Below are 26886 nucleotides of genomic sequence, written 5' to 3' on the forward strand. Positions count from 1 at the left end.
GGTTTCACTTCGGTTAGGTTTTTATGTGAGTTGACACGGAGGGAACAGCCGCCGGTGCGTGTCAACTTTCAGTAGGTGCCCCGACACAAAAATTAGGTCAATTTAAACCATTCTTGGAATCGTCCGCACAAGCTCACGAAGCACATACTTTACCCAAGGCGCACCGGATCCAGGCCCGTTAAGGGCCGGAATCCTTGCGCGCAGCCATCCCTCTATGTCTGCTCTCCAACTCTTTTCCCTTTCCTCCGCCGCTCCTTTGCCAAACACATGGCTCAATCTTTCCGGTTGGGCTGTCCACTTGGTTTTCACCACTTCAGCCAGTTCCCCATTTGCCCGCGACGCCAAAAGCCGCGCCAACCGGCCGGCCCCCTCGACGCTCCAACGCGCTCCATGACGCTTCATCCGCCGTGCAATGTGATGAAACACTTGTCCCTCAATCGCCCCTAATCGCACGGGCTCTCCCAACTCCCGAATGCCTTCCCAGTTCGTCCGCAAATAGCGCCACAACTGAACCACACGCTGCCGCTGTGCCCCGCGGCTGCGATGTTCGGCTGCTTTCAGAGCCTGCTCAACCCCTTCCCAATCGGATGTTGACAGCGCAGCACAAACCTCCCGATACGCCTTCTCGTCATGTCGAAGACTCTCTACCAAGTTCCGGCGAAGGTGAAATGGATCGAGCCGGTATTGCGCTCCCGGAAAATACGCACACCCTTCCTTTACAAACGCGGCCCCATCGCCTCCCACATACCATTGCTCCACTGCATCGAAGTCCCAATGCTGACCAAATTTCGCCACACACTCTTCCCAAAAAGTCAACCCTTCTGCTACACCGGCATGCACACAACGTTCTTGCAAACGACGCCGCTGGGCCGAAACGTCCCCTTTTCCCTCGTAGGCCACCGCCACCTTGACGGGAATCGTTGCCCGCTTCCCTTCCGAACGCCGGGCTGGTACCCAAACCTCATCCGCTTCCACATACACTGCCGAGCTCTTTCGTTGCCCTTTGGGGCTTACGCCCCGTTCAAACACATCCCGCCGCCGCTGTTCGATCTGTTGCCCCAATTCCCTACCGGCCTTTTGTACCTCCTGCCAGATGCTCATGGCCCGGATGTCCACATTCCCAAGCGTCACGTGCTTGAGCACTTCCGCTGCCCGGTGATACGGCATCTCCACCGCCAGGGCTACGGCCAACTGTCTTGCCCACGGCGAAAGCCGCTGGCGTGGTGCCAAGCCCAGCGCCTCATCCAGAAGGTACCGGCCCTGACCGCTTTCCCGGTCCACGTAGTACCGACGTATAATACGCACCTCACCAAAGGGCGTCAGGACCGTGCGCTCCTTGCGATGCACGATCTTTAAATGCTTCCGATCCCGGCTTTTCATAAACTGTTGATCCAACTCCGCACAGGCCGCCTGCAAAAGCCGGAGGGTTGCCTGCTGCACCAGCCGGTAGATGCCCTTCTCCAATGCCTCAAAATCCGGGCTTTGCTTCAGGAGGTCAGCCATTTCCTGTACAAGAAGGAGGATTTCTTGCACGGTTTCGCGAATCCATTCCATGAGACCTCACCGCCTCCTCGACTTCGTGTCGGGGCAAGTTGCCTGGCCAGACAACTTGCGGTGAGGTCTCTTTTCGTTTTTTCCTCACCGTGTTCCTACTGAAACTTTACACGCTCCAGCCGCCGTCAATTTTTCGTAAAATGTAGGGGGAAGGGTGAGGGCGGTGGACGGGGGCGCACGATGGCGAAGCGTTACCGGACGGGGGGATGCCGTGTGCAGTTGAGCTATGGTTTGGCGCAAGTCCAAAAGCTGAAGTTGACGCTTACGCCCCAGCTGCGCCAGTCGCTGACGGTGTTGCAGCTGTCGACCGTGGACCTGGTCGCCTTTCTCCGGCAGCAAGCAGATGAAAACCCGCTCCTCATCGTGGATGCCGATGATGTGGCGTATCTGGGGGACGGGGAGCAGCATGCCGAGGCCCGTGTACAGCCGGAGTGGGAAGAGGAGATCGACTGGATGGCGTACGCGGACGATTCGGGCGACCGGGAAACGGCGGCGGCCTGGTCCGAGGCGTATGATCCCCTGTCAACGGCCACCCGTGACGAGGAGACGCTGTTTGTGGTGCTGGCCGAGCAGTTGCGCTACGTCTCGGTTCCCGAGCCGGTGCGCCGTGCCGCCTTGTTTCTTGCCGGCAACTTGACCGAAGCCGGTTACCTGGACCTCTCCCTGGCGGAAGCGGCTGCGGCGGCGGGTACCGATGTGGATACGATGCAGTGGGCCCTTGAGGTACTGCAGAGCCTCGATCCGCCCGGCGTGGGGGCGCGCGATCTGCGCGAGTGTCTGTTGTTGCAGCTGGCGCGCCGGCAGCCGCGTGACGCCTTGGCCGAAGCCATTGTTCGCGACCATCTGGAGGACTTGGCGGCGCATCGTCTGGGGCGCATCGCCGCCGCCCTCGGCGTGCACGAGTCGGAGGTGCAGCGCGCCGCCGATCGCATTCGTGCCCTCAACCCCAAACCGGGCTTGGCCTACGCATCCGACAACGTCCGCTACATTGTGCCCGACGTGTTTGTCGAGCGCGTCTCCGGCGAGTACGTGGTCGTCCTGAACGACCACATCCTCCCCCGCATCACGATCAATGCCGCGTACCGCCGGCTGCTGGCCGACTCGGCTGACCGCGACGCCCGCCGCTACGTGGAGGAGCGGCTGAACGCCGCGCTGTGGCTGGTGCGAAGCCTGGAACAGCGCCGCTTGACGATTTACCGCGTCACCCAGGCCATTGTGCAACGACAACGCGATTTCCTGGATCGCGGCGTGGCTTATTTGAAACCGCTTACACTCCGGGACGTGGCCGAGATGACCGGCTTGCACGAGTCCACGGTCAGCCGTGCGACGGCGAACAAGTACGTGCAGACGCCGCGCGGCCTGTTTGCCTTTAAGTATTTTTTCGGCGGCGGGGTGGAAACGGCCAGCGGCGCCACGTCGGCCGAAAGCGTGAAAGCACGCATCCGGGCGCTTATCGACGGGGAAGACAAGAAGAAGCCCCTGTCGGACCAGAAGCTGGCCGATCTCCTGGCGCAGGAGGGCATTGCCATCGCCCGACGCACGGTGGCCAAGTACCGGGAAGAGCTGGGCATCCCACCGTCGTCCAGACGGCGGCGTTATGACTGACGTCCTCGAACGCGAGACCGAACGGGCTTGACGGTGATCGGAAAAGAAACCTATCATAAAGATGAAGCGAGAAGGGCCAAAAGGCGCCTTTTCTTTTCGCCGCAGTGGGACAAAATATACCTACGAGGGACGAAATATGTCCCAAATGCAGGTGAATTGCGATGACGGCCGACATTCCTCTGCTTGCCAAGCTGGCCCCCGATCTCGTCGCCGTCTTGGCGCTTCGCTACCGCATCCTGCGGCAAATCCAGCTGACGCAGCCGGTTGGGCGCCGCTCCCTTGCCGCTTCTCTCGGCATGACGGAGCGGACGTTGCGCGCCGAGGTGGAATTCCTCCGCGATCAGGGCCTCCTCACCTCCTCGCCCGCCGGCATGTCGCTTACGGGGGAAGGAGAAGCCCTGGTGGAGCGGCTTGAGAAGGCGGTGCGCGAGTGGCTTGGCCTGACGGAGCTGGAGCGACGACTGACCGAGCGGCTTTCGATCGAGCGGATTGTCGTCGTCCCGGGGGACGCGGATCGCTCCCCCGTGGTCAAGCGGGAAATGGGCAAGGTGGCCGCCGATTGGCTGCGCCGCCACGTGCGGGAGGGCGACATCATCGCCGTGGCCGGCGGGACGACGGTGGCGGCCGTCGCCGAGATGCTGGCGCCCGCCTCCGTGTTCCGCAGCGTGCGCTTTGTCCCGGCGCGCGGGGGGCTGGGCGAGCAGGTGGAGCTCCAGGCCAACACCATTGCCTCACGCATGGCGCAAAAAACGGGCGGACAGTACCGGCTCTTGCATGTGCCGGACACGCTGAGCGAAGAGGCGTACCAGTCGCTGTCCGCCGAGCCGCACATCAAGGCGGTGCTGGAGGAGGTGCGCAAGGCGCGCATCGTGGTGCACGGCATCGGCGATGCCTTCACCATGGCCCGCCGGCGGGGGGCCGATGCGCAGACCCTCGAACGCCTCCGCCAGGCGGGAGCGGTGGCCGAAGCCTTCGGATATTATTTTGACCGCGACGGGCGCGTCGTGTTCACCATGCGCACCCTGGGCCTGCGCATTGAAGATGTGGCCCGGGCCGAGCAGGTGATTGGCATTGCCGGTGGTGCGAGCAAAGGCCCGGCCATTGCCGCGCTGGCCCAAAACGGCGTCCCCCATGTCCTCATCACCGACGAGGGCGCGGCACGTGCCATTCTGGAAGCATGAGCGCGGAAAACCCTCATCGAAAGAGAAAAACGGGAAATCCTGTGTATGGAAACGGTATGGCAGGAGGAGGATCAACATGGTCCGCATTGGCATCAACGGGTTTGGTCGCATCGGTCGTAACGTCTTTCGCGCGGCGCTCGTCCGCGACGACGTGGAGGTGGTAGCCGTCAATGACCTGACCGACGCCAAGACGCTGGCCCACCTCTTGAAGTATGACTCCGTCCACGGCACCTTGGACGCCGAGGTGGAGGCCCGCGATGGGGCGCTCATCGTCAACGGCAAGCAGGTGCATGTCAGCGCCGAGCGCGACCCGGCCAACCTGCGCTGGGGTGAGTGGGGCGTCGACATCGTCGTCGAGTCGACGGGGCGCTTCACCAACCGGGCTGACGCGGCCAAGCACCTCGCGGGCGGGGCGAAGAAGGTGATCATTTCCGCGCCGGCCAAGAACGAGGACATCACCATCGTTCTCGGTGTGAACGAGCACCAGTACGACCCGGAAAAGCACCACGTCATCTCGGGCGCCTCGTGCACGACCAACTGCCTGGCCCCGGTGGCCAAGGTGCTGCACGAGACCTTTGGCATCCGCCGCGGCCTCATGACCACGGTGCACGCCTACACCAACGACCAGCAGATCCTCGATCTGGCGCACCGGGACCTGCGCCGGGCGCGGGCGGCGGCCCAGTCGATCATCCCGACGACGACCGGCGCGGCCAAGGCGGTGGCCCTCGTGCTGCCGGAGCTTGCGGGCAAACTGAACGGCATGGCCTTCCGCGTGCCCACGCCCAACGTCTCCGTCGTCGATCTGGTGGCCGAGCTGGAACGCCCGGTGACGGTGGAGGAAGTGAACGCGGCGCTCAAGCGGGCCGCCGAAGGGGAGCTGAAGGGCATTCTGGCCTACACCGAAGAGCCCCTCGTCTCCCGCGACTTCAACGGCAACCCGCATTCGTCCATCGTCGACGCCCTCAGCACGATGGTCATCGAGGACAGCCTGGTCAAGGTGGTGGCCTGGTACGACAACGAGTGGGGCTACTCCAACCGCGTCGTCGACCTGGCCGCCTACATCGCGCGGCGGGGCTTGTAAGGGCTGGCGACAAAACCGTACAATGAGGGCGAGCGTGTGGAGAGAGGAGAATGGCGCGAACCTTCTCCTCTTTCCTTTCTTTCGGGAGGAGGGTGTGCATGCGCAAGCTCACCGTTCGCGACGTGGATGTGAAAGGCAAACGCGTCTTCGTGCGCGTCGATTTCAACGTGCCCCTGGAAAATGGCCAGGTGGCGGACGACACGCGCATTCGCGCGGCGCTGCCGACGATCCGCTACCTGATCGAGCAGGGGGCAAGGGTGATCCTGGCCAGCCACCTCGGGCGGCCCAAGGGCCAGGTGAAGGAGGAGCTGCGCCTCGATCCGGTGGCCCGGCGGCTTTCGGAATTGCTCGGCAAGCCGGTGAAGAAGGTGAACGAGGTGGTGGGGCCGGAGGTGGAGGCGGCCGCGGCGGCCCTGGCGCCCGGCGAGGTGCTCCTTTTGGAAAACGTGCGCTTCCATCCCGGCGAGGAGAAGAACGACCCCGCGCTGGCGGCGGCCTTGGCCCGGCTGGCTGACGTGTACGTAAACGACGCCTTCGGGGCGGCCCATCGCGCCCATGCCTCCACGGAGGGCGTCGCCCATCACCTGCCCGCCGTGGCCGGCTTTCTGATGGAGAAGGAAGTGAACACCCTCTCCGAGGTGCTGGCCAACCCGGCGCGGCCCTTTGTGGCCATCATCGGCGGGGCCAAGGTGAAAGACAAGATCGGCGTCATCGAGAACCTGCTCACCAGGGTGGACACGCTGATCCTCGGCGGCGGGCTGGCCAACACCTTCCTGCGCGCCAAGGGGCATGCCACCGGCGCGTCCCTCGTGGAGGAGGACAAGCTCGAGTTGGCCCGCGCGCTGCTCGCGCGCGCCGAGGAGAAGGGCGTGCGCCTCCTCCTGCCCGTCGACGTGGTGGTGGCCGATCGCTTTGCCCCCGACGCCGCGACCCGCGTGGTGTCCGTCGACGCCATCCCCGACGGGTGGATGGCCCTGGACATCGGGCCGGAGACGGTGGCGCGCTACCGCGAGGCCATCCGCGGCGCCCGTCTCGTTGTGTGGAACGGGCCGATGGGCGTCTTTGAGATGCCCCGCTTTGCCGAGGGGACCTTTGCCGTGGCCCGCGCCCTGGCCGACTCGAGCGCCCACACGGTGGTCGGCGGCGGCGACTCGGTGGCGGCGGTGGAGAAGGCCGGCCTGGCCGACCGCATCGGCCACATCTCCACCGGCGGCGGGGCGTCCCTCGAATTTCTGGAAGGCAAGACGCTGCCCGGCGTGGCCGCGCTGCGGGACAAGGAGTGAGGCCGGCGTGCGCGTGAGGCTGATTGCGGCCAACTGGAAGATGCACAAGACGGTGGATGAGGCCCTCGCCTTCTGGCGCGCCGTGCGCGGCCGCGTGCCGGCCGGCGTGGAGGCGGTGGTGTGCGCGCCCTTCACCGCCCTTCATCCCCTGGCCGTGGAGCGCCGGGAGGGGGACGGTCTGGACCTCGGCGCCCAGAACCTGTTCTGGGAGGAGGCGGGGGCCTACACCGGGGAGGTGAGCCCGGTGATGCTGGCCGATCTCGGCGTCCACTACGTCATCGTCGGCCATTCTGAGCGACGGCAGCTCTTCGGCGAGACCGACGAGGCGGTGAACAAGAAGGTGCGCGCCGCCCTGCGCCACAATCTGGTGCCCATCCTGTGCGTCGGGGAGACGCTGGAGGAGCGCGAGGCGGAACGGACGGAAGAGGTGGTGCGCCGGCAGACGGCCGCCGCCCTGGACGGTATCGCGGCCGATGACGCGGCGCGGGTGGTCATCGCCTACGAGCCTGTGTGGGCCATCGGCACGGGGCGCACGGCCACCGGCGAAGACGCCGCCCGCGTGGCGCGGACGATCCGCGGGGTGCTGGCCGACCGGTACGGGGCTGGGGTGGCCGAGCAGGCGCGCGTCCTCTACGGCGGCAGCGTGAAGCCGGCCAACCTCAGCCAATTCCTCGCCTTCCCGGAAATTGACGGGGCGCTGGTGGGCGGGGCCAGCCTCGAGGCCGACAGCTACCTCCAGCTTCTCGACGCGGCGAATCCGGCGAGAGGCGAGGCGCAAGGGAGGGATGGCGCATGACCCAGGCGCGGCCCAAGCCGCTCATCCTCATCATCCTCGACGGCTTTGCCCTGCGCGACGAGGTGCACGGCAACGCCGTGGCCCAGGCGAAGAAGCCCAACTTCGACCGCTACTGGGCCACCTATCCGCATACCACCCTTCAGGCCAGCGGCGAGGCGGTGGGCCTTCCCGCCGGGCAGATGGGCAACTCCGAGGTCGGCCACCTGAACATCGGTGCCGGCCGCATTGTCTACCAGGACCTGACGCGCATCAGCAAGGACATCCGCGAAGGGGCCTTCTTCCGCAACGAAACCTTCCTGAACGCCATCGCCCACGTCAAGCGGCGTGGCACGGCGCTGCACCTGGCCGGCCTCGTCTCCGACGGCGGTGTGCACAGCCACATCGAGCACCTCTTTGCCCTGCTGGAGCTGGCCAAGCGGGAAAACGTCGAGCGGGTTTATGTCCACGCCTTCCTCGACGGACGCGACGTGGCCCCGGACAGCGCGGTGCGGTACATCGAGCAGCTCCAAGCCAAGATCCGCGAGCTGGGCGTGGGGCAAATCGCCACCGTGCAAGGACGGTACTACGCCATGGACCGCGACCGCCGCTGGGAGCGAACGGAGAAGGCGTACCGGGCCATGGTCTACGGCGAGGGGCCCCGCTACCGCGATCCGCTGAAAGCCATTCGGGAATCCTACGAAAAGAGCGTCTACGACGAGTTCGTCATGCCCACGGTGATCGTGGATGAGGCCGGCGAACCGGTGGGGCTGGTGAAGGACGGCGACGCGATCATCTTCTTCAACTTCCGTCCCGACCGGGCCATCCAGCTGTCGCAGGCCTTCACCAACGAAGATTTCCGCGGCTTCGACCGCGGGCCGAACCGGCCGAAGGACCTCCACTTCGTCTCGATGACCCACTTCAGCGAGACGGTGAACGGCTACGTGGCCTACAAACCGACCAATCTCGACAACACCTTCGGCGAGGTCCTCGTCCAGCACGGCCTGACGCAGCTGCGCATCGCCGAGACGGAGAAGTACCCTCACGTCACGTACTTCTTCAGCGGCGGGCGCGAGGAGAAGTTCCCCGGCGAGACGCGCATCCTCATCGATTCGCCCAAGGTGCCGACCTATGACCTGAAGCCGGAGATGAGCGCATACGAGGTGACCGACGCCGTGGTGAAGGAGATCGCCGCCGAGCGCCACGACGTGATCATCCTCAACTTTGCCAACCCGGACATGGTCGGACACTCGGGCAAGATGGCGCCGACGATCAAGGCCGTCGAGGCGGTGGACGAATGCCTCGGGCGCGTCGTGGAGGCGGTGCTGGCCAAGGGCGGCGTGGCCGTCATCACTGCCGACCACGGCAACGCCGACTGGATGATCGACGAACGCGGCAACCCGGTCACCTCCCACAGCACGAACCCGGTGCCGTTCATCGTGACGAAGCCGGGGCTCGTTTTGCGCGAGGGCGGCATTCTCGCCGACATCGCCCCGACGCTCTTGCACCTTTTGGGCCTGCCCCAGCCGAAGGAGATGACCGGGCGCTCGCTGATCGCATCGGGCCTGTGACCGCGTCGAAAGCAGGCCCCGGAACTGCCTGCCGCTTTGGGAAAACCGGAACGTTGCGCAAAGGAGCGTGAACCGATGTCGACGATCGCCCAGATCTACGCCCGCGAGGTGCTTGACTCCCGCGGCAACCCCACGGTGGAAGTGGAGGTACGCCTGGAAGACGGCAGTTTCGGCCGGGCCATCGTCCCCTCCGGGGCCTCGACGGGCGCCCACGAAGCCCTCGAGCTGCGTGACGGCGATGAGGCGCGCTACCTCGGCAAGGGGGTGCGCAAGGCCGTCGAGAACGTCAACGAGGTGATTGCCCCCGAGCTGCTGGGCTATGACGCTTACGACCAGGTGGGCATCGACCACCTGATGCTCGAGCTGGACGGCACGGAGAACAAGAGCAAGCTGGGCGCCAACGCCATTCTCGGCGTCTCCCTCGCCGTGGCCCGTGCCGCCGCCGATTCGGTGGGCCTGCCGCTGTACGCCTACCTGGGCGGCGTCAACGCCAAGACCCTGCCCGTGCCGATGATGAACATCCTCAACGGCGGCAAGCACGCCGACAACAATGTTGACATCCAGGAGTTCATGATCATGCCCGTCGGTGCCGACAGCTTCGCCGAGGCCCTGCGCATGGGCGCCGAGGTGTTCCACCACCTGAAGAAGGTGCTGCAGAAGAAGGGACTCAACACGGCCGTCGGTGACGAAGGCGGCTTTGCCCCCAACCTGTCGTCCAACGAGGAGGCGATCCAGACCATTCTCGAAGCGGTGCAGGCCGCCGGGTATGAGCCGGGTCGAGACGTCCTCCTCGCCCTCGACGTGGCCGCCACCGAGCTGTACAAGGACGGCCGCTACCACTTTGCCGGCGAGGGTGTGGTGCGCACGGCCGACGAGATGGTCGGCTGGTACCAGGAGCTGGTGGGCAAGTACCCGATCATCTCCATCGAGGACGGTCTGGCCGAGGACGACTGGGAGGGCTGGGAACAGCTGACCCGGGCCATCGGTGACCGCGTCCAGCTCGTCGGCGACGACCTGTTCGTGACGAACACGAATCGCTTGCGCCAGGGCATTGCGCGGGGTGTGGCCAACGCCATCCTGATCAAGGTGAACCAGATCGGCACGCTGACGGAAACCCTCGACGCCATCGAAATGGCCAAGCGAGCTGGCTATACGGCCATCGTCTCGCATCGCTCCGGCGAGTCGGAAGACACGACGATTGCCGACATCGCCGTGGCCACCAACGCCGGGCAGATCAAGACCGGCGCCCCGTCGCGCACCGACCGCGTGGCCAAGTACAACCAGCTGCTGCGCATCGAGGACGCGCTGTCGCCCATCGGGCAGTACCCCGGCCGCGACGCCTTCTACAACCTGCGCGCGCGCCGCTGATGGCCACCGGGGTGTGCGACAGGCCGCACGGTTGCGGTGGGGACGGGCGTCGACGCGCGGGGCGAAAGGGTGTGAGACGGCGTGTGGGGTGACATCCCGGAAGTGACCCCCGGGGAAGCCAGGGAACTGGTGGAACGGGAGAAGGAGAACTATGGCCTCCTCGACGTGCGCACGCCGGAGGAATGGGCGCGTTACCGTATCCAAGGCGCCTTATTGATTCCGCTCCATGAGCTGCCGGCGCGTGTCGATGAGTTGGATAAACGCCGCGAATGGATCGTGCTGTGCAAGGCGGGGGTGCGCAGCGTTTACGCTTGTGCCTACCTCCGCCAGCTGGGCTTTCGCGTACGCAACCTGCGAGGTGGCATTCTGGCGTGGTGGGAAACCTTTGGCGGCGAGGCGGAGTAGTTGCGCGGAGGCGCCGGTTACCGCCGTGCGCCGCACGGATCGGGCTGGGCCGCGCGCTCAGCCGGAGGGGTGCCGCAAGGGTCGCGCGGCACCCCTTTCTTGCGCTGGTCGCCCGGTTGTGGTACAGTGACAATGATCGATGTCGCGAGAGACGGAACCGACGAGGGGGAACATCCATATGGCGATGCTGCTGAAGATTCTGCTCGTTCTTGTTTCGCTCGGGCTGATCGCCATCGTCCTGCTGCAGTCCGGACGCAGCGCCGGGCTGTCGGGGGCCATCGCCGGCGGCGCGGAACAATTGATGGGGAAGACGAAGGCACGCGGTTTGGAGGCGGTGTTTGCCCGCATCACGACGGTATTGGCCGTGCTGTTTATGGTGCTGTCGCTCACCGTGGCCTATTTCATCCGGTAAACCTGCTTGGCCATGGGACCGGCGGCGCCGTGCATGAGACGGGAGCAAGCTGCATACGGTAGACGGAAGAGACCAAACAGCAAGTCGCCGCACTTGCTGTTTTTCTTTCCTGTGTGGGCGTTGGGCCGTGGGGAAGGAGGGATTCCCGTGCACGGTTGCGTGCTCATCCACGGCTTTACGGGCAGTCCGTATGAGGTGGCGCCGCTAGCCGACCATCTGGCCGCCCGCGGCGTCCACGTCTATACCCCCGTGCTGGCCGGCCATGAAGGTTCGGGCCGCACGTTGCATCAGGTCACCTGGCAAGATTGGATCCGGTCGGCGGAGGACGGCGTGCGCGAAGCGCTGGCGGCGTGCCAACCCGTTGACTTGGTCGGCTTTTCCATGGGCGGGCTGATTGCCGCGCACCTGGCCACGCGCTACCCGGTACGCCGCCTGGTTCTCTTAAGCGCCTGCGTCTTCTATCTCAACCCGCGGCAGCTCTTTCGCGATGTGGCGGCGGCCATCAAATCCAACTTCGGGAGCGGATACAGCAAGGATCAGCTGCGTCGCTATGTGGACAAGGTGTCCAAGACGCCCTTGCGCGCCGTGGTTCACTTTCGCCGCTTGGTCCAGGTGTTGCGGGCCGATTTGGCTAAGGTGGAGGTGCCCACGCTGATCCTCCAGGGGGGATGCGACGACCTCGTCGAGCCGCGCAGCGCGCAATACCTGTATGAGACCATCCCGGCCCGGGTGAAGGAGATCCACGTGCTGCCACGTTCCAAGCACATCCTGTGCCACGACTGCGAGAAAGACGAGGTGCTGCGCCTGGTGGAGCGGTTTCTGCTTTCCCCCGCGTCTCCGAACACGGGGGATCCAGGCGCGAACGCCCAATGAAGACGAGTCCCCGTCGCCCCGCGCCGTTCACCTTTTCCGGCGGAAAGGCGGGGCTTTTGCTCCTGCACGGGTTCACGGGCACGACGGCGGAGCTCTTGCCCCTCGGCCGCGCCCTCAACCGCTGTGGCTATACCGTTCACGCACCGCTTCTCGCCGGCCACGGCAAGACGCCGGAGGAGCTGGCCCGTACGGGGTGGGAAGACTGGTGGGCCAGCGCACGCGAGGGGTACCAGACGCTTCGCACCATGGGCTGCGACCCGATCGGCGCTGTCGGTCTGTCGATGGGTGGACTGCTGGCGTTGTACCTGGCCGTGCACGAGACGGTCGCGGCGGTGGCCACGCTGTGTGCTCCGGTGTACGTCCGCGACAAGCGCCTGTGGGCCACCGGCGTGCTGAAATATTTTCTACCTTACGCCAGGCGGGGCAGGCCGAAACAGCCGCACATCGAACGGGAACTCTATGTATATGAGAAGGTTCCCCTGACGTGCGTCGACAGCTTGCGCCGGCTGATGCGCGTCGTGCGCCGGTGCCTGCCCGACGTGGGCGTTCCCGTGTTCATCGCCCAGAGCGGACAGGACGAGACGGTGGATCCGCGCAGTGCGGACGTGCTGTATGCCGAGATCGGCTCGGTACATAAGGAGCGGGTGCAGTACCCGCAATCGACGCACATCATCACCTTGGACGTGGAAAAGGAACAGCTCTTTGCCGACCTGGCGGCGTTCTTCGCGCGGTGGATGCCGCCGGCGGTCGGCGGTCACGAGACCAACGGCAGGAGTTGAGGAACGTGGGCAGACCGATCACCGAAGAAGCGGTTCTGCAGTTCATGCGCGAAGACGCATACAAACCCCTCACAGTGCAGGAGCTGGAGGCGGCCTTTGGCATCACCACGGCCAAAGAGTTCACCGCCTTTGTCAAGCTGTTAAATCGCCTCGAAGACGAAGGCAAAGTGGTGCGCACGCGCACGAACCGGTACGGTGTGCCGGAGCGGATGAACCTGGTGCGCGGGCGTCTGGAGGCCCATCCCAAGGGCTTCGCCTTCGTCATTCCCGACGAGCCGGGCGAGCCGGACGTCTACGTGCACCCCAACGACGTGGGCGGCGCCATGCACGGTGACCGGGTGCTCGTGCGCGTGGAGAAGCGCGCCGGTGCGCAGCGCGCCGAGGGGGTCGTTGTGCGCGTCTTGCAGCGGGCCAACACCGAGGTTGTGGGCACCTACGTGGACAAGGAGACCTACGGCCTAGTCATTCCCGACGATCGGCGCCTCGTGAGCCACATTTACATCCCTAAGGAAAAATCGCGCGGCGCCGTCGAAGGGCACAAAGTGGTCGTGCGCATCACCCGCTATCCGGACGCCACCAGCGACCCGGAAGGGGAAGTGCGCGAGATCCTCGGCCACAAGAACGACCCCGGCGTGGATATCCTCTCCATCATTCGCCGTTACGACCTGCCGGAGGCCTTCCCGGAAGAGGTGCTCGAAGAGGCGGAGGCCATTCCCGACACGATCGACCCCAAGGAGCTGGAAGGGCGCCGCGACCTGCGCGACAAGAAGATGGTCACCATCGACGGGGCCGATGCCAAGGACCTCGACGACGCCGTGTCGGTGGAACGCCTGCCCAACGGCAACTACCTCCTCGGTGTGCACATTGCCGACGTCAGCTATTACGTCAAGGAAGGGTCGGCCCTTGACCGGGAGGCGTACAAGCGGGGGACAAGCGTCTACCTCGTCGACCGCGTTATTCCCATGCTGCCGCACCGCCTGTCCAACGGCATCTGCAGCCTCAACCCGCGCGTCGACCGGCTGACCATTTCCTGTGAGATGGAGATCGACGCCGAAACGGTCGAAGTGGTGCGCTACGAGATCTTTCCCAGCGTCATTCGCACCAACGAGCGGATGACCTACGACGCGGTGCGCCGCATCCTGGTCGACAACGACCCGGAGCTCATCGAGCGGTACGAGGACCTCGTCGACGATTTCCGCCTGATGGAAGAGCTGGCCCGCAAGCTGCGCCGGAGGCGGATGGAACGCGGGGCCATCGACTTCGATTTCCAGGAGGCCAAGATCCTCGTCGACGAGCAGGGCAAGCCGATTGACGTCCAGGTACGGCCGCGGACCATCGCCGAACAGATCATCGAGGAGTTCATGCTCAAGGCCAACGAGACGGTGGCCGAGCACTTCTACTGGCTGCGCGTGCCGTTCATCTACCGCGTCCACGAGGACCCGGATCCCGAGAAGATGCAGGCCTTCCTCGAGTTCGTCTCCACTCTCGGGTATGTGGTGCGCGGGAAGCCGGACAGGATCCACCCCCGCGCATTGCAGCAGCTCCTCGAGGCGGTGAAGGACACGCCGGAGGAGCAGGTGATCAGCACCGTCATGCTCCGTTCGATGAAGCAGGCCCGCTACGAGGCGGAGTGCCGCGGCCACTTCGGCCTGTCGACGCCGTACTACACCCACTTCACCTCGCCCATCCGCCGCTACCCGGACCTGATCGTCCACCGCATGATCCGCCGCATGTGGGAGAAGGGCGGCGTGACGCCGGAGGAAGAAGAGACGCTGCACGAGCGCCTGCGCGAGATCGCCGAGCACTCCTCGGAGCGGGAGCGCATCGCCGTCGACGCCGAGCGGGAGACGGAAGACCTGAAGAAAGCCGAGTACATGCTGGAGCACATCGGCGAGGAATTCGACGCCGTCATCAGCTCGGTCACCTCCTTCGGCCTTTTCGTGCGCCTGCCGAACACCATCGAGGGGCTGGTGCACATCAGTTACCTGACCGACGACTACTACCACTTCCATGAAAAGCACCTGGCCCTTGTCGGCGAGCGCACCGGAAATGTTTTCCGCATCGGTGACGCCGTGCGCGTGCGCGTGCTCAACGTCAATGTCGACGAGCACACCATCGACTTCGAGCTGGTGGGCATGGAGCGCCCGGCCTGGATGAAGAAGAAGGCGCCGCGGGTGATCGATGCCACCGTCCATGACGTGGGTCGGCGCGGCAAGAAGAAGGGCAAGAACAACGGCCGGCGCGACTACGCTCCCGCGCCGCCGAAGAAGGCAAAGGCGAAAGGGAAGGGGAAGACCAAGAAGAAAGCTGTCGCGAAGAAGAAGGCGCGGAAGGCGAAGAAAAAGCGGTGAGGATGCGTGCGGGAAGGGTGGCGGCGCAGGCCGCCCGCCTGCCCGGAGAAGGGAAAGAAGCGGTTCCTGCCGAGCCCGCGAAGGCGCGGGCGTTTTTGTTTTTGAGGCGTTTACCTTTGAAATTTCCCGCCAGGTAAATCCGAATATCTTGTCGTATTTTGTCGAACTTTTCTATGATGTAATCGATTTACATGGTGTTGATCCCCTTGCTATGATGGAGGCAAAAAAAGAGGCTCAAGAACAATTGCGAGATATCGAAAACGCAAAACAGCGGGCGCAAGAATTGGTGACGCTCAGCGATTCGAGTAATAGTTCCTCTGCCTGGGCTGGCTTGGCGTGCATGGTACAATCGGGGCTGGAACTTGAATGACGGCGGGGCCGTGTGGCCGGTGGATCTTGTCGAAAGCCCCCATACGGTCGTGTTTTACTCGAAAGGCTGATCTGGGCGGCAACCGCCGCTTCCTTTTTGTAAGGGGGGACACACGCCGTGCATCGCTTGAAAGCGATTGCTTGTCTCTTTTTCTTGATGGCCATGCTTTATCTGCCTGGATGCGGCAACCGCCATTATACCATTTCGTGGAGTGATGAAATCGTATATGTCGTTGTGTATACAAATTCTCTTAAACGGGAAAGTGAGATCGTGTACCTAGACCAAAAGGGGAACGAAATCGAGTCCGTTCGTTTACCCGTGCAGGGGATCTTTGACATGGAGAGAACCGCAGTCGACGGCAGGGAAATTGTCATGCCGGGGCGATTTGACCGCCGAATCGTTCGGATGAAGGGCAACGAACTGATTCTTGAGGAATCGGACCATTACTACCCCTATCTTTATAAAAGTAACGGGAAAAATGAGGTTACTATTTATAACTCAAATGACATGGGAGATTTTAACTATATGACATATGAGTTTCGGGAAAATGGACGGGTGATCCGTTCCTATCCGTTTAGAGGATTTCCCTGGAGTCTGACGATGGACGAATCGAAGGTTTATGTGCATTACCTACGGGGAAGCCGCGAAAATGAGATCGCTCATATTGGGATCTTCGATTTCAAGGGGAATCACCTTAGATCCTTTCCTCTTGCGATTAGCGGAAAAGTCGGGGACATGAAAACAGTTGATGGAAAATTAATGATTGCTTCGTATTTCAATGGTAAGGAGAATATACTTGATAGACATCTTATAGTTATTGGATTGGATGACAACATGAAAATAAACTACCTTCCCCTCGATTTTCCCGGACCGAACATCCTTTTGATTACACCGGAAGAGATCATTGTCACGCATGACTTATCCGATAAGCAGAGTGCTGTAAGCGTTTTGGATCGCAAAACGCTGAAAGTAAAGCGAAAGCATACGTTTGATCATTGGATATACCGAGCGCATGTAATAGGGAATCGCTTGTATACGCTTCATCAAATTAATTATTCCCCCGAGGGGCAGATCAATGTTTACGATCTTACAACGTTTCAACGTCTTCAAACGATCCATCTTCCTCGAAAAGGGGAAATGATGATTCAGAATTTTATTGTGTACCGTAAATAGTTTCGCCCTCGTCGGAGGATCGGCGGTTTCGGCGTCAGGAGACGCACGATGGGGTTGGGACAATGTGGGAGGCAGTGCGGGAATGTGGAAAAAGGTGATGTTGTTCTCTCTTACAGCCTTTCTTGTGCTTCTGGGATACATTTTCTGGGAAACCAATCGCGTTGTGGTCGTGCACGATACGCTCGCCTTTACCGATCTCCCTGCCGGTTTTGACGGATTTCGCATTTTGCACATCACCGACGTCCACGCGAAAACGTTTGGGGAAAACCAATCGCGCTTGCTTGCCAAGCTAAAAGGGGAAAACGTCGATCTCATTGTGCTGACGGGCGATTACATGGATCGTCATTCCGGGAAGGATCAGGTCGCACCCACCCTGGATTTGATCAAAGGCTTGCGAGCGTTGTTTCCTCAGGCTCCCGTTTATTTTGTGACCGGCAATGAGGATGTGCACGACCAGAACGATCGTCTCGTCACAGCCATGCAGCAGGCGGGGGCGATCTTTTTAGAGGGCGGGCATCCTCGCCATCCCTATGCGTTGAAACGGGGGAACGATCGCATCTGGATCGGAACGGCAAGCTATACGGAAGAAGAATTTCAAACGTTTGGCATAGAAAAGGAAGACTTTTATATTGCGCTTACCCATTTTCCATGGGAAGCGAACATTGAGGAGAAGAATCGAGAAGCCGAGAAGCGGTATGAAGAAGCGATGGCCAGTGGGGCCGATCCTCGTCAGGTCAAGAAGATCGTGTACGTCGACGCCGATCTCATCTTTGCCGGGCATACCCATGGCGGGCAAATTCGTCTCCCCTTCATTGGCGCCCTGTACGTCCCGGCAGACGAACAGAAGGGTGTGGAGATTGAGTTGTACGAGAAGGAATCGAAAACGAAATCGTTTATTGATAAATTAAGAGAAGAAGGATTTTTCCCGAAATATTCAAAGGGCATTTACCGAGAAAACGGACGGGTCCTGTATATCAGCGGCGGTCTGGGTGTCAGCGGAGACTTTCCGCTCCTGCGCTTTCGATTTCTGAATCCTCCCGAGGTCAATCTTGTGGAATTGAAACGCGCTCGCGAACTCCCCGAACGAGAGGGCAAGAGTAATCGAATCGCCGACTCCTGAGAAAGCTGCATGGCACGCGCCAAATACGGGAAACCCATCCCCCGTAAGCCGTTTAGCAGATCGCAGCACCCCCGCGTTGGAGAATGCGGGGGTGTTGCCGTTCGGGAAAGCCGTCGTCAAGGCGGTGCTGCCGGAAATGACAAGGGGTCACCGCAGGTACAGGCCCATCCGACCGCCGTGCGCTTCCGGTGACACCTTGGTGAACACTCGTAAGCGGCTCTCGACAGTGAGAACGAGAAACTTTATCATTATTAATGAGAAGCGTTTTCATACACAGGGCACGGCAGAGAAGGAGTGCAGGACCATGCGGCTGTCCGAATGCATGCCCGGAGAAAAGGGCAAAGTGGTGGATCTGATGGTCAGTGCGACGTACGAAAAGCGCCTGCTCGACCTCGGCTTGCTTCCGGGAACGGAAGTCCAGGTTGTGCGGCGAGCGCCCTTGGGTGGGCCCATTGTCGTGCGCGTGCGCGGCTATCAGGTCTGCATCCGAAGGGCCGAAGCGCAACACATCGAGATCGACGCGGTTTCCTAGACCCCATGGGAAGAAGGATGCGAGATGAGTCAGATCCTGGCCTTAGCGGGCAACCCCAATGTCGGCAAAACGTCGCTGTTCAATCAGCTGACCGGAACGCGGCAGCATGTCGGAAACTGGCCGGGTGTGACGGTGGAGAAAAAGGAAGGATGGATCAAACACCTGCCTGACCACGTACTTGTTGACCTGCCCGGCATCTACAGCTTGTCCGCTCAGTCGCTGGAAGAGCAGTTGGCCGTTCGCTACCTGCTGAACGAGTCGCCGCATGTGCTGATCAACATCGTGGACGCCTCCAACCTGGAGCGCAATCTCTATCTCACCGTGCAGCTCCTGGAAATGGGGCTGCCGACGGTTGTCTGTCTGAACATGATGGACATCGCCGAAGAGCGCGGGTTGAAGATCGACGTCCCGGCCCTTTCCAGAAGGCTGGGAACCGCGGTTGTGCCAATGGTCGCGCGAAAGGGGAGCGGGCACGACCAGCTGATCGACCTGCTTCGTGAGGGGGTGCCGGACGTCACGTTAACCGTACCGTATCCCGCCGAGGTTGAGGCGGCGGTTCGCGAGCTGGATGCGTTGTTGGCCGCGTCTTCCTGTTCTCTCCGTCCGAGTCGCCGCTGGTTGGCCCTGATGTGGCTGGAAGGCAACAAGACGGTGGAGGCCATCCTGCGCCAGCAAGTGCCGGACGAGTTCCTTGTGCAAATGGAAAAGGTGCGCGCGGCGGCACCCGCCGACATCGAGCACTGCATCCGCAGCGCCCGTTATGCCTTCATCGAGCGGCTGGTCGGTGAGGTGACACAGCAGACCCGGAAGGCGGAGGGGCGCACCTGGAGCGACCGCATCGACGACCTCCTGCTGCATCCCGTGCTCGGAATTCCCCTGTTCCTCGGGTTCATGTACCTCATCTTCCAGATGACCTTCAGCTGGCTGGGCACTTCGCTGTCCGACGCCCTCGACGAATGGATCAGCGGTCCGATCGCCGACGGGTTGAAAGCGGGACTGGTCCGGATGGGCAGTCCGGACTGGTTTGTCCAGCTGATGACGGACGGCGTACTGGCCGGAGTCGGCGCCGTGCTCGTGTTTCTGCCGCAGATCAGTATTCTGTTCTTTTGCCTCTCCTTTTTGGAGGACTCCGGCTACATGGCCCGCGCCGCCCTGCTGATGGACCGCTTCATGTCCGCCATCGGGCTGAACGGCAAGGCGTTTATCCCGTTGGTCCTCGGTTTCGGCTGCAACGTCCCGGCGATCATGGCCACGCGCACGCTGGAAGATCCGAAAAGCCGTCTGATCACCGCCTTGATCGCGCCGTTCATGTCCTGCTCGGCTCGGCTGTCCGTCTACTCCCTCTTCGTCGCCGCCTTCTTCAAGCACGGCGGGGCGACCGTGGTGTTTGCTCTTTACGTCACGGGGATCGGGGTGGCCCTGCTGACCGCGTTGTTGCTGAAAACCGTTGTGCGTGTTCCCGAAGGGACCTTTTTGCTGGAGATCCCGCCCTATCGGGTACCGATGCTGAAAAGCCTGCTCCTGCACACATGGGACAAAGTTAAGGGTTTTGTCCATAAGGCGGGCACCATCATCTTCGGGATGTCAGTGTTGATCTGGTTCCTGGGCCACTTCTCCTGGCGCGGCTTTGTTCCCATCGAGCAAAGCTGGCTTGCCGCGCTGGGCGGCTGGATTGCGCCCCTCGTCGCGCCGCTGGGCTTTTCCAGCTGGGAGGCGGGCGTTTCGCTGGTGACGGGCTTCCTGGCGAAGGAGCTGGTCGTGTCGACGATGAGCATCTTGTATAGCGGGGGAGACGAGGGCAAGCTCGTCGACCTCTTGCAACAGGCCTTTACCCCGTCGGCGGCTCTCGCATTCCTGTTCTTTGTGCTTCTCTATACCCCCTGCGTATCGACTGTAGCGATGATGGGACGGGAAACCGGGTCCTGGAAATGGGCGCTCTTCTCCGTCCTCTACAGCGTAACGGTGGCATGGATTGTGGCGTTTGCCGTCTACCATGTCGGTCGGTTCATCCTTTGAGAGGGAAGGGATGCGCATGATCTACGCGGTGATTGCGGCCGTGCTCGGCTTTGCCGGCTGGCAGCTTTACAAATTTGTGCGCCGGATCAACCGAGGCGGTTGCGCGTCGGGTTGTTGCGAAGGCTGCGAGGTTTCGCAAACGTGTGCCTCGTCCAAGGCATCGCTGCGTTGAGCGGAAGGAGGCGGACGTGGACGTGGCCGAAGGGCATGCCCCGTGCCACCCGGTGGTACGAGGACGATTGGCGGACACGAAAAACCCCCGTGCGTAGGCACGGGGGTTTTGGCGATCGACGCGCTTACGCCGTTGTGAACTGCTCTTCTTCCGTCGAGCCGGTGAGGGCGGTCGTCGAGGCGGTGCCGCCGGAAATGACCATGGCCACCTCGTCGAAGTAGCCGGTGCCCACCTCGCGCTGGTGGCGCGTGGCCGTGTACCCGTAGGCCTCGGCGGCGAACTCGGCCTGCTGCAGCTCGGCGTAGGCGGACATGCCGCGGTCGCGGTATTGCCGCGCCAGCTCGAACATGCTGTAGTTGAGGGTGTGGAAGCCGGCCAGGGTGATGAACTGGAACTTGTAGCCCATCTCGCCCAGCTCGTGCTGGAAGCGGGCGATCGTCTCGTCGTCCAGCTTCTTCTTCCAGTTGAAGGACGGCGAGCAGTTGTAGGCGAGGAGCTTGCCGGGGAACTTCTCGTGGATCGCCTCGGCGAACCGGCGCGCTTCCTCCAGGTTCGGCTCCGACGTCTCCACCCACAACAGGTCGGCGTACGGCGCGAAGGCGAGACCGCGGGCGATGGCTGCGTCGAGGCCGCCGCGGAAGCGGTAGAACCCTTCCGGCGTGCGTTCGCCGGGTTCGATGAATTCGCGGTCGCGCGGGTCGATGTCGCTGGTGATCAGCTTGGCGCCGTTGGCGTCGGTGCGGGCGATCAGCACCGTCGGCACGCCCATCACGTCGGCGGCCAGGCGCGCGGCGATCAGGTTGCGCACCGCCCAGGAGGTGGGGATGAGCACCTTGCCGCCCATATGGCCGCATTTTTTCTCCGACGAGAGCTGGTCCTCGAAGTGCACCCCGGCCGCGCCGGCCTCGATCATCGCCTTCATCATCTCGAAGACGTTCAGGGGGCCGCCAAAGCCGGCTTCGGCGTCGGCGACAAGGGGCGCCAGCCAGTAGATGTCGTCTCTGCCCTCGGCGTGGTGGATCTGATCGGCGCGCAGGAGGGCGTTGTTGATACGCCGCACCAGGTTGGGTACGCTGTTGGCCGGGTACAGGCTCTGGTCGGGGTAGGTCTGCCCGGCCAGGTTGGCGTCGGCGGCCACCTGCCAGCCGCTGACGTAGATGGCCTTCAGGCCCGCTTTCACCATTTGCACGGCCTGGTTACCCGTCACGGCGCCGAGGGCTTTCACGTGGTGCTCAGTGTTCAGGAGATGCCACAGCCGCTCAGCCCCCAGGCGGGCCAGGGTGTACTCGATCTTCACCGAACCGCGCAGGCGCAGCACGTCCTCTGCCGTGTAGGGGCGTTCAATGCCTTTCCAGCGCGGATCCTTCTCCCAGCTTTCCCGCAGCTGTTTCGCTTCTTCTTGACGCGTCATTAGGGATCTCTCCTCTCCTGAATTTTCTGTGTTGAAGGTATGGAAATCCCTTGAGGGATTTGCCGTGTGCGAGCGAGCCGCATTCGGTACCGTGTTCGGTTCAGTCCAACAGGTCGTACCCGGGCAGGGTGAGGAACTCGGCGAACTCGTCGTTCGTGACGAGGTCGGCCAGCAGCTTCGCCGCTTCTTGATAGCGGCCTTGGGCAAAGAAGTCGGCACCCACCCGGTCGCGGATCTTGGCCATCTCCTCGTGCAGGAGGGTTTCGAACAGCTCAACGGTGACCTTGCGCCCGTCGTCGAGCACGCCCTTGGGATGGCGGATCCACTGCCAGATCTGGGCGCGGGAAATTTCCGCCGTGGCGGCGTCTTCCATGAGGTTGTTGATCGCCGCCGCGCCGACGCCGCGCAACCATGAGGCGATGTACTGGATGCCGACGCTGATGTTTTCGCGCAGGCCACCCTCGGTGATCGGCCCCTCGGGGATGCGCAGGAGGTCGCCGGCGGTGATGGTGAGATCCTCTCGCTTGCGGTGGATCTGGTTGGGGCCGGGCATCTCCGCGTCAAAGACTTCCATGGCCACAGGCACCAGCCCCGGATGGGCCACCCAAGTGCCGTCGTGGCCGTCGCGGGCTTCGCGCAGCTTGTCTTCGCGCACCTTCTCGAAGGCGCGGGCGTTGGCTTCGGGATTGTTTTTGACGGGGATGAAGGCGGCCATCCCGCCGATGGCGTGAGCCCCGCGCCGGTGGCAGGTTTTGACGCACAGCTGGGAGTAGGCGCGCATGAACGGCACGGTCATCGTGACCAGGGAGCGGTCCGGGAAGAGAACCTCCGGTTTGTTGCGGAATCTTTTGATGAAACTGAAGATATAATCCCAGCGGCCGCAGTTGAGACCGGCGGCGTGGTCGCGCAGCTCGTAGAGGATTTCGTCCATCTCGAAAGCTGCTGTCACCGTTTCAATGAGCACGGTGGCCTTGATGGTGCCGCGGGGGATGCCCAGCTCGTCTTGGGCAAAATTGAACACGTCGTTCCACAGTCGCGCTTCGAGATGGCTCTCCAGCTTGGGTAGGTAGAAGTACGGCCCGGTGCCGCGTTCCAACAGCTCGCGGGCGTTGTGGAAGAAGTACAGCCCAAAGTCGAACAGGCTGCCCGAAACAGGCCGGCCGTCGACGCGGACGTGCTTTTCCGGCAGGTGCCAGCCGCGGGGACGAACGATGAGGGTGGCCACCTGCTCGTTCAGCGTGTACACCCTGCCGTCGGGGCTTTCGTAGCGGATTGTGCGGCGAACGGCGTCACGCAGGTTGATCTGTCCCTGGATGATGTTTGTCCACGTGGGGGAAGTGGCGTCCTCGAAATCGGCCATGAAGACCTTGGCCCCGGAGTTGAGGGCGTTGATGATCATCTTACGGTCGACGGGACCGGTGATCTCCACGCGGCGGTCCTGCAGGTCGTGGGGGATCGGAGCCACGGTCCAGTCGCTTTCCCGGATGTGTTTCGTTTCGGGAAGGAAATCGGGCCACGCCCCGGCATCAAAGGCCTTCTGACGCTCGGCGCGCCGGGCGAGGAGCTGGCGGCGCCGTTCGTCGAACTCGCGGTGCAGCTTGGCCACGAAGGCGAGGGCCTCCGGCGTGAGGATTTCGGCGAATTCGGGCGGAACGGGCGCCGTGATCTCGATGCCGTCCAGCGAGGGAGCCGCTTTGGGATTCACGGAAACGGGCCTCCTTTCGCCACTGGTATATAACAGTTTTGTGTTGACGGTTGTATTGTATTACAGAGCGTGAGCGATTGTCAACGGATCATTCGGAACTTCGAGAAAAATCAGGGTGAATGTGTGATCATCTTTCCCGAACGTTCGGCGATCTCGATGTCGTTTCGGTGAGTGCCCTTAAAAACCATGAAAAAAGAGGGGCAAACGTCCTCTAGAGTCTGATTCCAACAATTTCTCCTTTAAAATAGTAAGATCGCCAACTATCAACAATATCTACATAGTACGTTCCTGGATTCATATTATAAAACCTAGCTTGACCAACATCCTTCTCTATTTCTATAAACTTTTTAAATGCTGTGCAATTTCCGGTCGACGCATTGCACAATCTTACATATAATGCGGATAAATCTGATGGGCGTTTTGCGTAGTTGTTGTTGTAGTTCACATACCAGACATCGGAGACCAAAACATCAATCGTACGTTCGCTTGAAGTTGCATTCACGGTCAATTCATATTTTCCATCTTCTGTCCGCCAATAAGCAGGGCCCCATCCATAAAAGGCAAGCGCCTGCGAGGCGGAGAAAACACCAAATGCCATCGCAAAGACTCCAAAGGACACTACTGACATACAACACCTTCCTCAAGAAGTTTTTCGTTCTTTTATGAAAAAGGATTCAGCCAGATGCCATTGGTCGAGCATATCGAGTTCCGGATCGACGGTGGAACGGATTTCGTATCCCTGAAATGCCCCGATCAGCAGGTTACCGATGACCTTGGCATCGATATCTGACCGAATTTGCCCCAGCTCCTGGCCTCGTTTGATGACGGTGGCCATAAACGCTTCCCACGCCCTATACTGCTCTTGAAGCCATTGACGGATAACCGGGTTTTTCCGATGCATCAGGAAGATCTGATAATAGGTGGAGGACCAGAAAACCGGATCCGATCCGATGGAACCACGATAAACCTGCTCGAGGATATGCCGAAGGATTTCCCGGACATCACACGATTCCTCTTTCAGCTTTGGGAGTGTCTTTTCGGCGATTTCGCTGAATTTCCGGTCCAATTTTGTACGCATCACTTCGTACAACAATTCTTCTTTGCTTTGAAAATGCGAATAAAACGCCCCCTTGGTCCTTCCTATTTCCGTCATGATTTCCTCAATCGACATGGCATCATAGCCTTTCTCCGCAATTAAGCGGAACGCCGTGTCAATAATTTGTTGCCTCGTCTGTTCACCGGTTTTGTGTTTCATGACATTCACCTCCCGGGATATCGAATATTCATTTACAGAATGCACTTCCGCCTAAGCCGCCGGAAAGGGGAAAGCGAAAGGGTCGGGAGAATCAATGTGCTGTATCGCCGCACGGATCCGCTCGCGCAGCTCGTTTTGCCCACGTATCTGGAGCCCGACATTCTGCGGACCCGCGGCGGGTGGTACGTACAAAAGCCGGCCTTTGGGTGAGAGGGGGATAGCCTTCGCGCCGGGCCGCCGATTACCGACGATCTGTCCGATTTCTTGCCGATCGGAATTTTGTCAAAAGGCGGGGATGAACAATGACAGACTATGTGTTCAAGTTTATGTTCGATTTTCTCTCGTTCTTTTTCCAGATCTTTCTCCCATTCGCCTCGTTTGGCTTTTTGCTCCTCTTGGTTGGCGCGCTGCTCTTTGTGTACGTGACGCGGTACCGGGAAATGGAGCTCATCGCCAAGGGGAACGTTTCCGTGGCCATCGTCTTCGGCGGCAAACTGATCGGCCTGTCCCTCGTGTTAGCTGGTGCCATCGCCAATTCCGTTGGCCTCCTCGACATGCTCATCTGGGGCGCCATCGGCATTTCGGCGCAAATTCTCTTTTTCTATGCCGCCGAGTGGGTAACCCCGCGTTTTTCCATCCAGGAAAGCCTGGAGAACGACAACAAGGCCGTGGCCCTCTTTCTCTTTTTCATTTCCATATCGATTGGCCTGCTTATCGCCGCATGCATAACCTACTAACCCGCATCGAAGAGAAAAGAGGACGAGTCAATGGTCAGAGAGCCGATGGTGAAGCGCCCGACATTTGCGCTGCATGGTCATCACCGTCTCCGATCCGCACACGCCGCCGGAGACGGGCACGAGCGGCCGGTTGTAATGGAGCTGCTCCAGGAACACGGCTACTGGTATGGAGCCTCCCAGGCTGCTCCCTGGAAATAAAAAACGGGGCGCAGGAAAACCGCCCCGATACATAGGCTATGGAGGGACGCGATTTCTCGCTGTTTTCGGTCGGAAATGGGTTTGTTTCCTGCATTATTCAACGACTTCCACTTTGCCGGTGTGAACGTCATAAATCGCTCCGTAGATCCGGATATGATCCGGAATCAGTGGGGATCGTTTCAATTTCTCGATATCTTCGCGGACACTTTCCGCAAGATTCTTGAACGGCAAAAAGTCGCACTTTCGCGCTTCCCGCCCCGCCTGTTCACCGAGCTTTTCTTCGATTCGAGCATACAGGTCCTCGTTTTGGAAGGTCTGCATTCCGCAATCGGTATGGTGGATGACGAGAATCTCTTCCGTGCCCAGCAACTGTTCGGAAATCACCAGGGATCGGATCACATCTTCCGTGACGCGGCCGCCGGCGTTCCGGATCACATGGATGTCCCCGAGCTGGGCATTTAAAAACGCTAATGGATCCAGCCGGGCATCCATGCAGGTCAGAACGGCAACTTTGCGGGCCGGGGCAACCGGCAAATTCCCCTGATTGAACCGCTCGACATATGCTTGATTGGACTCCAGTAGAGCCTTTGCGTTGCTTTGCGGCTGGGTCATGGGCGGATACCTCCTGATGAGCGAGCGAGATTGGCAGAATGGGCAACTCCTCCGACAATGCGCGGGTGAATCGGTTTGGTCTTATATCCGACTAGACAGATTGTTAAGATAAGTATTATTGTACTAGTGAACAATGTATGGGATTCAGCCGGGTTTGTCAATGGATGGCCTTGTTTCGGATGTTACCATGGATCCTGTCGGGCGGTTTGAATCGCTCATGTGCCAAATAGCAAAGGGCCCTTTTAACCCGTGCTCCAGCTGCTAGCAAGTTGATGTAGCGCATATCTGCTTACTTAACGCCCCAGAGTAAGGTAAGAAGTAAACGATCGTTCGGGAGCGTTGATTGCGAT

At 61.3% G+C, this 26886-nt stretch carries 24 protein-coding genes; 18 read left to right on the forward strand and 6 right to left on the reverse strand.

What is annotated here, in order from left to right; all coding sequences use genetic code 11:
* Positions 1 to 102 precede the first annotated feature (102 nt).
* On the reverse strand, positions 103 to 1554 hold the full coding sequence (locus ACYQ0Z_RS05680) for an ISLre2 family transposase (protein ID WP_459865361.1): 1452 nt from the start codon (positions 1552 to 1554) through the stop codon (positions 103 to 105).
* A 180-nt stretch (positions 1555 to 1734) separates the two neighbouring features.
* Here ACYQ0Z_RS05680 and rpoN point away from each other — a divergent pair, with 180 nt between their 5' ends.
* From rpoN to ACYQ0Z_RS05765, 17 genes are all read left to right on the forward strand, one after another.
* Positions 1735 to 3159, forward strand: a complete 1425-nt coding sequence (gene rpoN / locus ACYQ0Z_RS05685) for an RNA polymerase factor sigma-54 (protein ID WP_459865363.1) — start codon at positions 1735 to 1737, stop codon at positions 3157 to 3159.
* A gap of 161 nt (positions 3160 to 3320) precedes the next feature.
* Positions 3321 to 4340 carry a sugar-binding transcriptional regulator gene (locus ACYQ0Z_RS05690; RefSeq protein WP_459865365.1) on the forward strand — a complete coding sequence of 340 codons (1020 nt, stop codon included), beginning with the start codon at positions 3321 to 3323 and terminating at the stop codon, positions 4338 to 4340.
* A 76-nt stretch (positions 4341 to 4416) separates the two neighbouring features.
* Complete coding sequence (gene gap, locus ACYQ0Z_RS05695) at positions 4417 to 5421, forward strand: type I glyceraldehyde-3-phosphate dehydrogenase (protein ID WP_459865367.1); 1005 nt, start codon at positions 4417 to 4419, stop codon at positions 5419 to 5421.
* Between the two features lie 98 nt (positions 5422 to 5519).
* On the forward strand, positions 5520 to 6704 hold the full coding sequence (locus ACYQ0Z_RS05700) for a phosphoglycerate kinase (RefSeq protein ID WP_459865369.1): 1185 nt from the start codon (positions 5520 to 5522) through the stop codon (positions 6702 to 6704).
* Positions 6705 to 6711: 7 nt separating this feature from the next.
* On the forward strand, positions 6712 to 7500 hold the full coding sequence (gene tpiA, locus ACYQ0Z_RS05705) for a triose-phosphate isomerase (RefSeq protein WP_459865371.1): 789 nt from the start codon (positions 6712 to 6714) through the stop codon (positions 7498 to 7500).
* Entirely contained in the window at positions 7497 to 9047 is a 1551-nt protein-coding gene (gene gpmI, locus ACYQ0Z_RS05710) for a 2,3-bisphosphoglycerate-independent phosphoglycerate mutase (RefSeq protein WP_459865373.1), read from the forward strand. The genes tpiA and gpmI overlap by 4 nt, the downstream gene beginning before the upstream one ends.
* A gap of 75 nt (positions 9048 to 9122) precedes the next feature.
* A complete protein-coding gene (gene eno / locus ACYQ0Z_RS05715; protein WP_459865375.1) occupies positions 9123 to 10415 on the forward strand; it encodes a phosphopyruvate hydratase in 1293 nt (430 codons plus the stop codon).
* A gap of 81 nt (positions 10416 to 10496) precedes the next feature.
* Positions 10497 to 10820 (forward strand): rhodanese-like domain-containing protein, encoded by a 324-nt coding sequence (locus ACYQ0Z_RS05720; RefSeq protein ID WP_459865377.1) that lies wholly within the window; start codon positions 10497 to 10499, stop codon positions 10818 to 10820.
* Between the two features lie 178 nt (positions 10821 to 10998).
* Entirely contained in the window at positions 10999 to 11232 is a 234-nt protein-coding gene (gene secG / locus ACYQ0Z_RS05725) for a preprotein translocase subunit SecG (protein ID WP_459865379.1), read from the forward strand.
* Between the two features lie 147 nt (positions 11233 to 11379).
* Positions 11380 to 12105, forward strand: a complete 726-nt coding sequence (locus ACYQ0Z_RS05730; RefSeq protein WP_459865381.1) for an alpha/beta hydrolase — start codon at positions 11380 to 11382, stop codon at positions 12103 to 12105.
* The gene (locus tag ACYQ0Z_RS05735) at positions 12102 to 12884 is read left to right on the forward strand and encodes an alpha/beta hydrolase (RefSeq protein ID WP_459865383.1); all 783 of its coding nucleotides are present in this window, start codon (positions 12102 to 12104) and stop codon (positions 12882 to 12884) included. The genes ACYQ0Z_RS05730 and ACYQ0Z_RS05735 overlap by 4 nt, the downstream gene beginning before the upstream one ends.
* Positions 12885 to 12928: 44 nt before the next feature.
* Entirely contained in the window at positions 12929 to 15235 is a 2307-nt protein-coding gene (gene rnr, locus ACYQ0Z_RS05740) for a ribonuclease R (protein WP_459865612.1), read from the forward strand.
* Between the two features lie 487 nt (positions 15236 to 15722).
* Complete coding sequence (locus tag ACYQ0Z_RS05745; protein ID WP_459865385.1) at positions 15723 to 16778, forward strand: hypothetical protein; 1056 nt, start codon at positions 15723 to 15725, stop codon at positions 16776 to 16778.
* Between the two features lie 82 nt (positions 16779 to 16860).
* Positions 16861 to 17898: a metallophosphoesterase gene (locus tag ACYQ0Z_RS05750; RefSeq protein ID WP_459865387.1), complete on the forward strand. Its 1038-nt coding sequence runs from the start codon at positions 16861 to 16863 to the stop codon at positions 17896 to 17898.
* A 304-nt stretch (positions 17899 to 18202) separates the two neighbouring features.
* Complete coding sequence (locus tag ACYQ0Z_RS05755) at positions 18203 to 18430, forward strand: FeoA family protein (RefSeq protein WP_459865389.1); 228 nt, start codon at positions 18203 to 18205, stop codon at positions 18428 to 18430.
* A 24-nt stretch (positions 18431 to 18454) separates the two neighbouring features.
* Positions 18455 to 20446: a ferrous iron transport protein B gene (gene feoB, locus ACYQ0Z_RS05760; protein WP_459865391.1), complete on the forward strand. Its 1992-nt coding sequence runs from the start codon at positions 18455 to 18457 to the stop codon at positions 20444 to 20446.
* 10 nt (positions 20447 to 20456) lie between these two features.
* A complete protein-coding gene (locus ACYQ0Z_RS05765) occupies positions 20457 to 20618 on the forward strand; it encodes a FeoB-associated Cys-rich membrane protein (RefSeq protein ID WP_459865393.1) in 162 nt (53 codons plus the stop codon).
* Positions 20619 to 20742: 124 nt separating this feature from the next.
* Here ACYQ0Z_RS05765 and aceA read toward each other — a convergent pair whose 3' ends face one another.
* The 4 genes from aceA to ACYQ0Z_RS05785 all read right to left on the reverse strand — a co-directional run bounded on the left by aceA (position 20743) and on the right by ACYQ0Z_RS05785 (position 24989).
* Positions 20743 to 22029 (reverse strand): isocitrate lyase, encoded by a 1287-nt coding sequence (gene aceA, locus ACYQ0Z_RS05770; protein WP_459865395.1) that lies wholly within the window; start codon positions 22027 to 22029, stop codon positions 20743 to 20745.
* A 100-nt stretch (positions 22030 to 22129) separates the two neighbouring features.
* Complete coding sequence (gene aceB / locus ACYQ0Z_RS05775) at positions 22130 to 23734, reverse strand: malate synthase A (RefSeq protein WP_459865408.1); 1605 nt, start codon at positions 23732 to 23734, stop codon at positions 22130 to 22132.
* 211 nt (positions 23735 to 23945) lie between these two features.
* Positions 23946 to 24332 (reverse strand): hypothetical protein, encoded by a 387-nt coding sequence (locus ACYQ0Z_RS05780; RefSeq protein ID WP_459865412.1) that lies wholly within the window; start codon positions 24330 to 24332, stop codon positions 23946 to 23948.
* Positions 24333 to 24374: 42 nt separating this feature from the next.
* Positions 24375 to 24989: a TetR/AcrR family transcriptional regulator gene (locus ACYQ0Z_RS05785; RefSeq protein WP_459865414.1), complete on the reverse strand. Its 615-nt coding sequence runs from the start codon at positions 24987 to 24989 to the stop codon at positions 24375 to 24377.
* Between the two features lie 302 nt (positions 24990 to 25291).
* Here ACYQ0Z_RS05785 and ACYQ0Z_RS05790 point away from each other — a divergent pair, with 302 nt between their 5' ends.
* The gene (locus ACYQ0Z_RS05790; protein WP_459865416.1) at positions 25292 to 25726 is read left to right on the forward strand and encodes a DUF350 domain-containing protein; all 435 of its coding nucleotides are present in this window, start codon (positions 25292 to 25294) and stop codon (positions 25724 to 25726) included.
* 291 nt (positions 25727 to 26017) lie between these two features.
* Here the strand turns inward: ACYQ0Z_RS05790 and ACYQ0Z_RS05795 are convergent, their stop codons facing one another.
* Positions 26018 to 26536, reverse strand: a complete 519-nt coding sequence (locus ACYQ0Z_RS05795; RefSeq protein ID WP_459865418.1) for a beta-class carbonic anhydrase — start codon at positions 26534 to 26536, stop codon at positions 26018 to 26020.
* Positions 26537 to 26886: the final 350 nt, after the last annotated feature.

The organism is Calditerricola yamamurae (assembly GCF_054654135.1).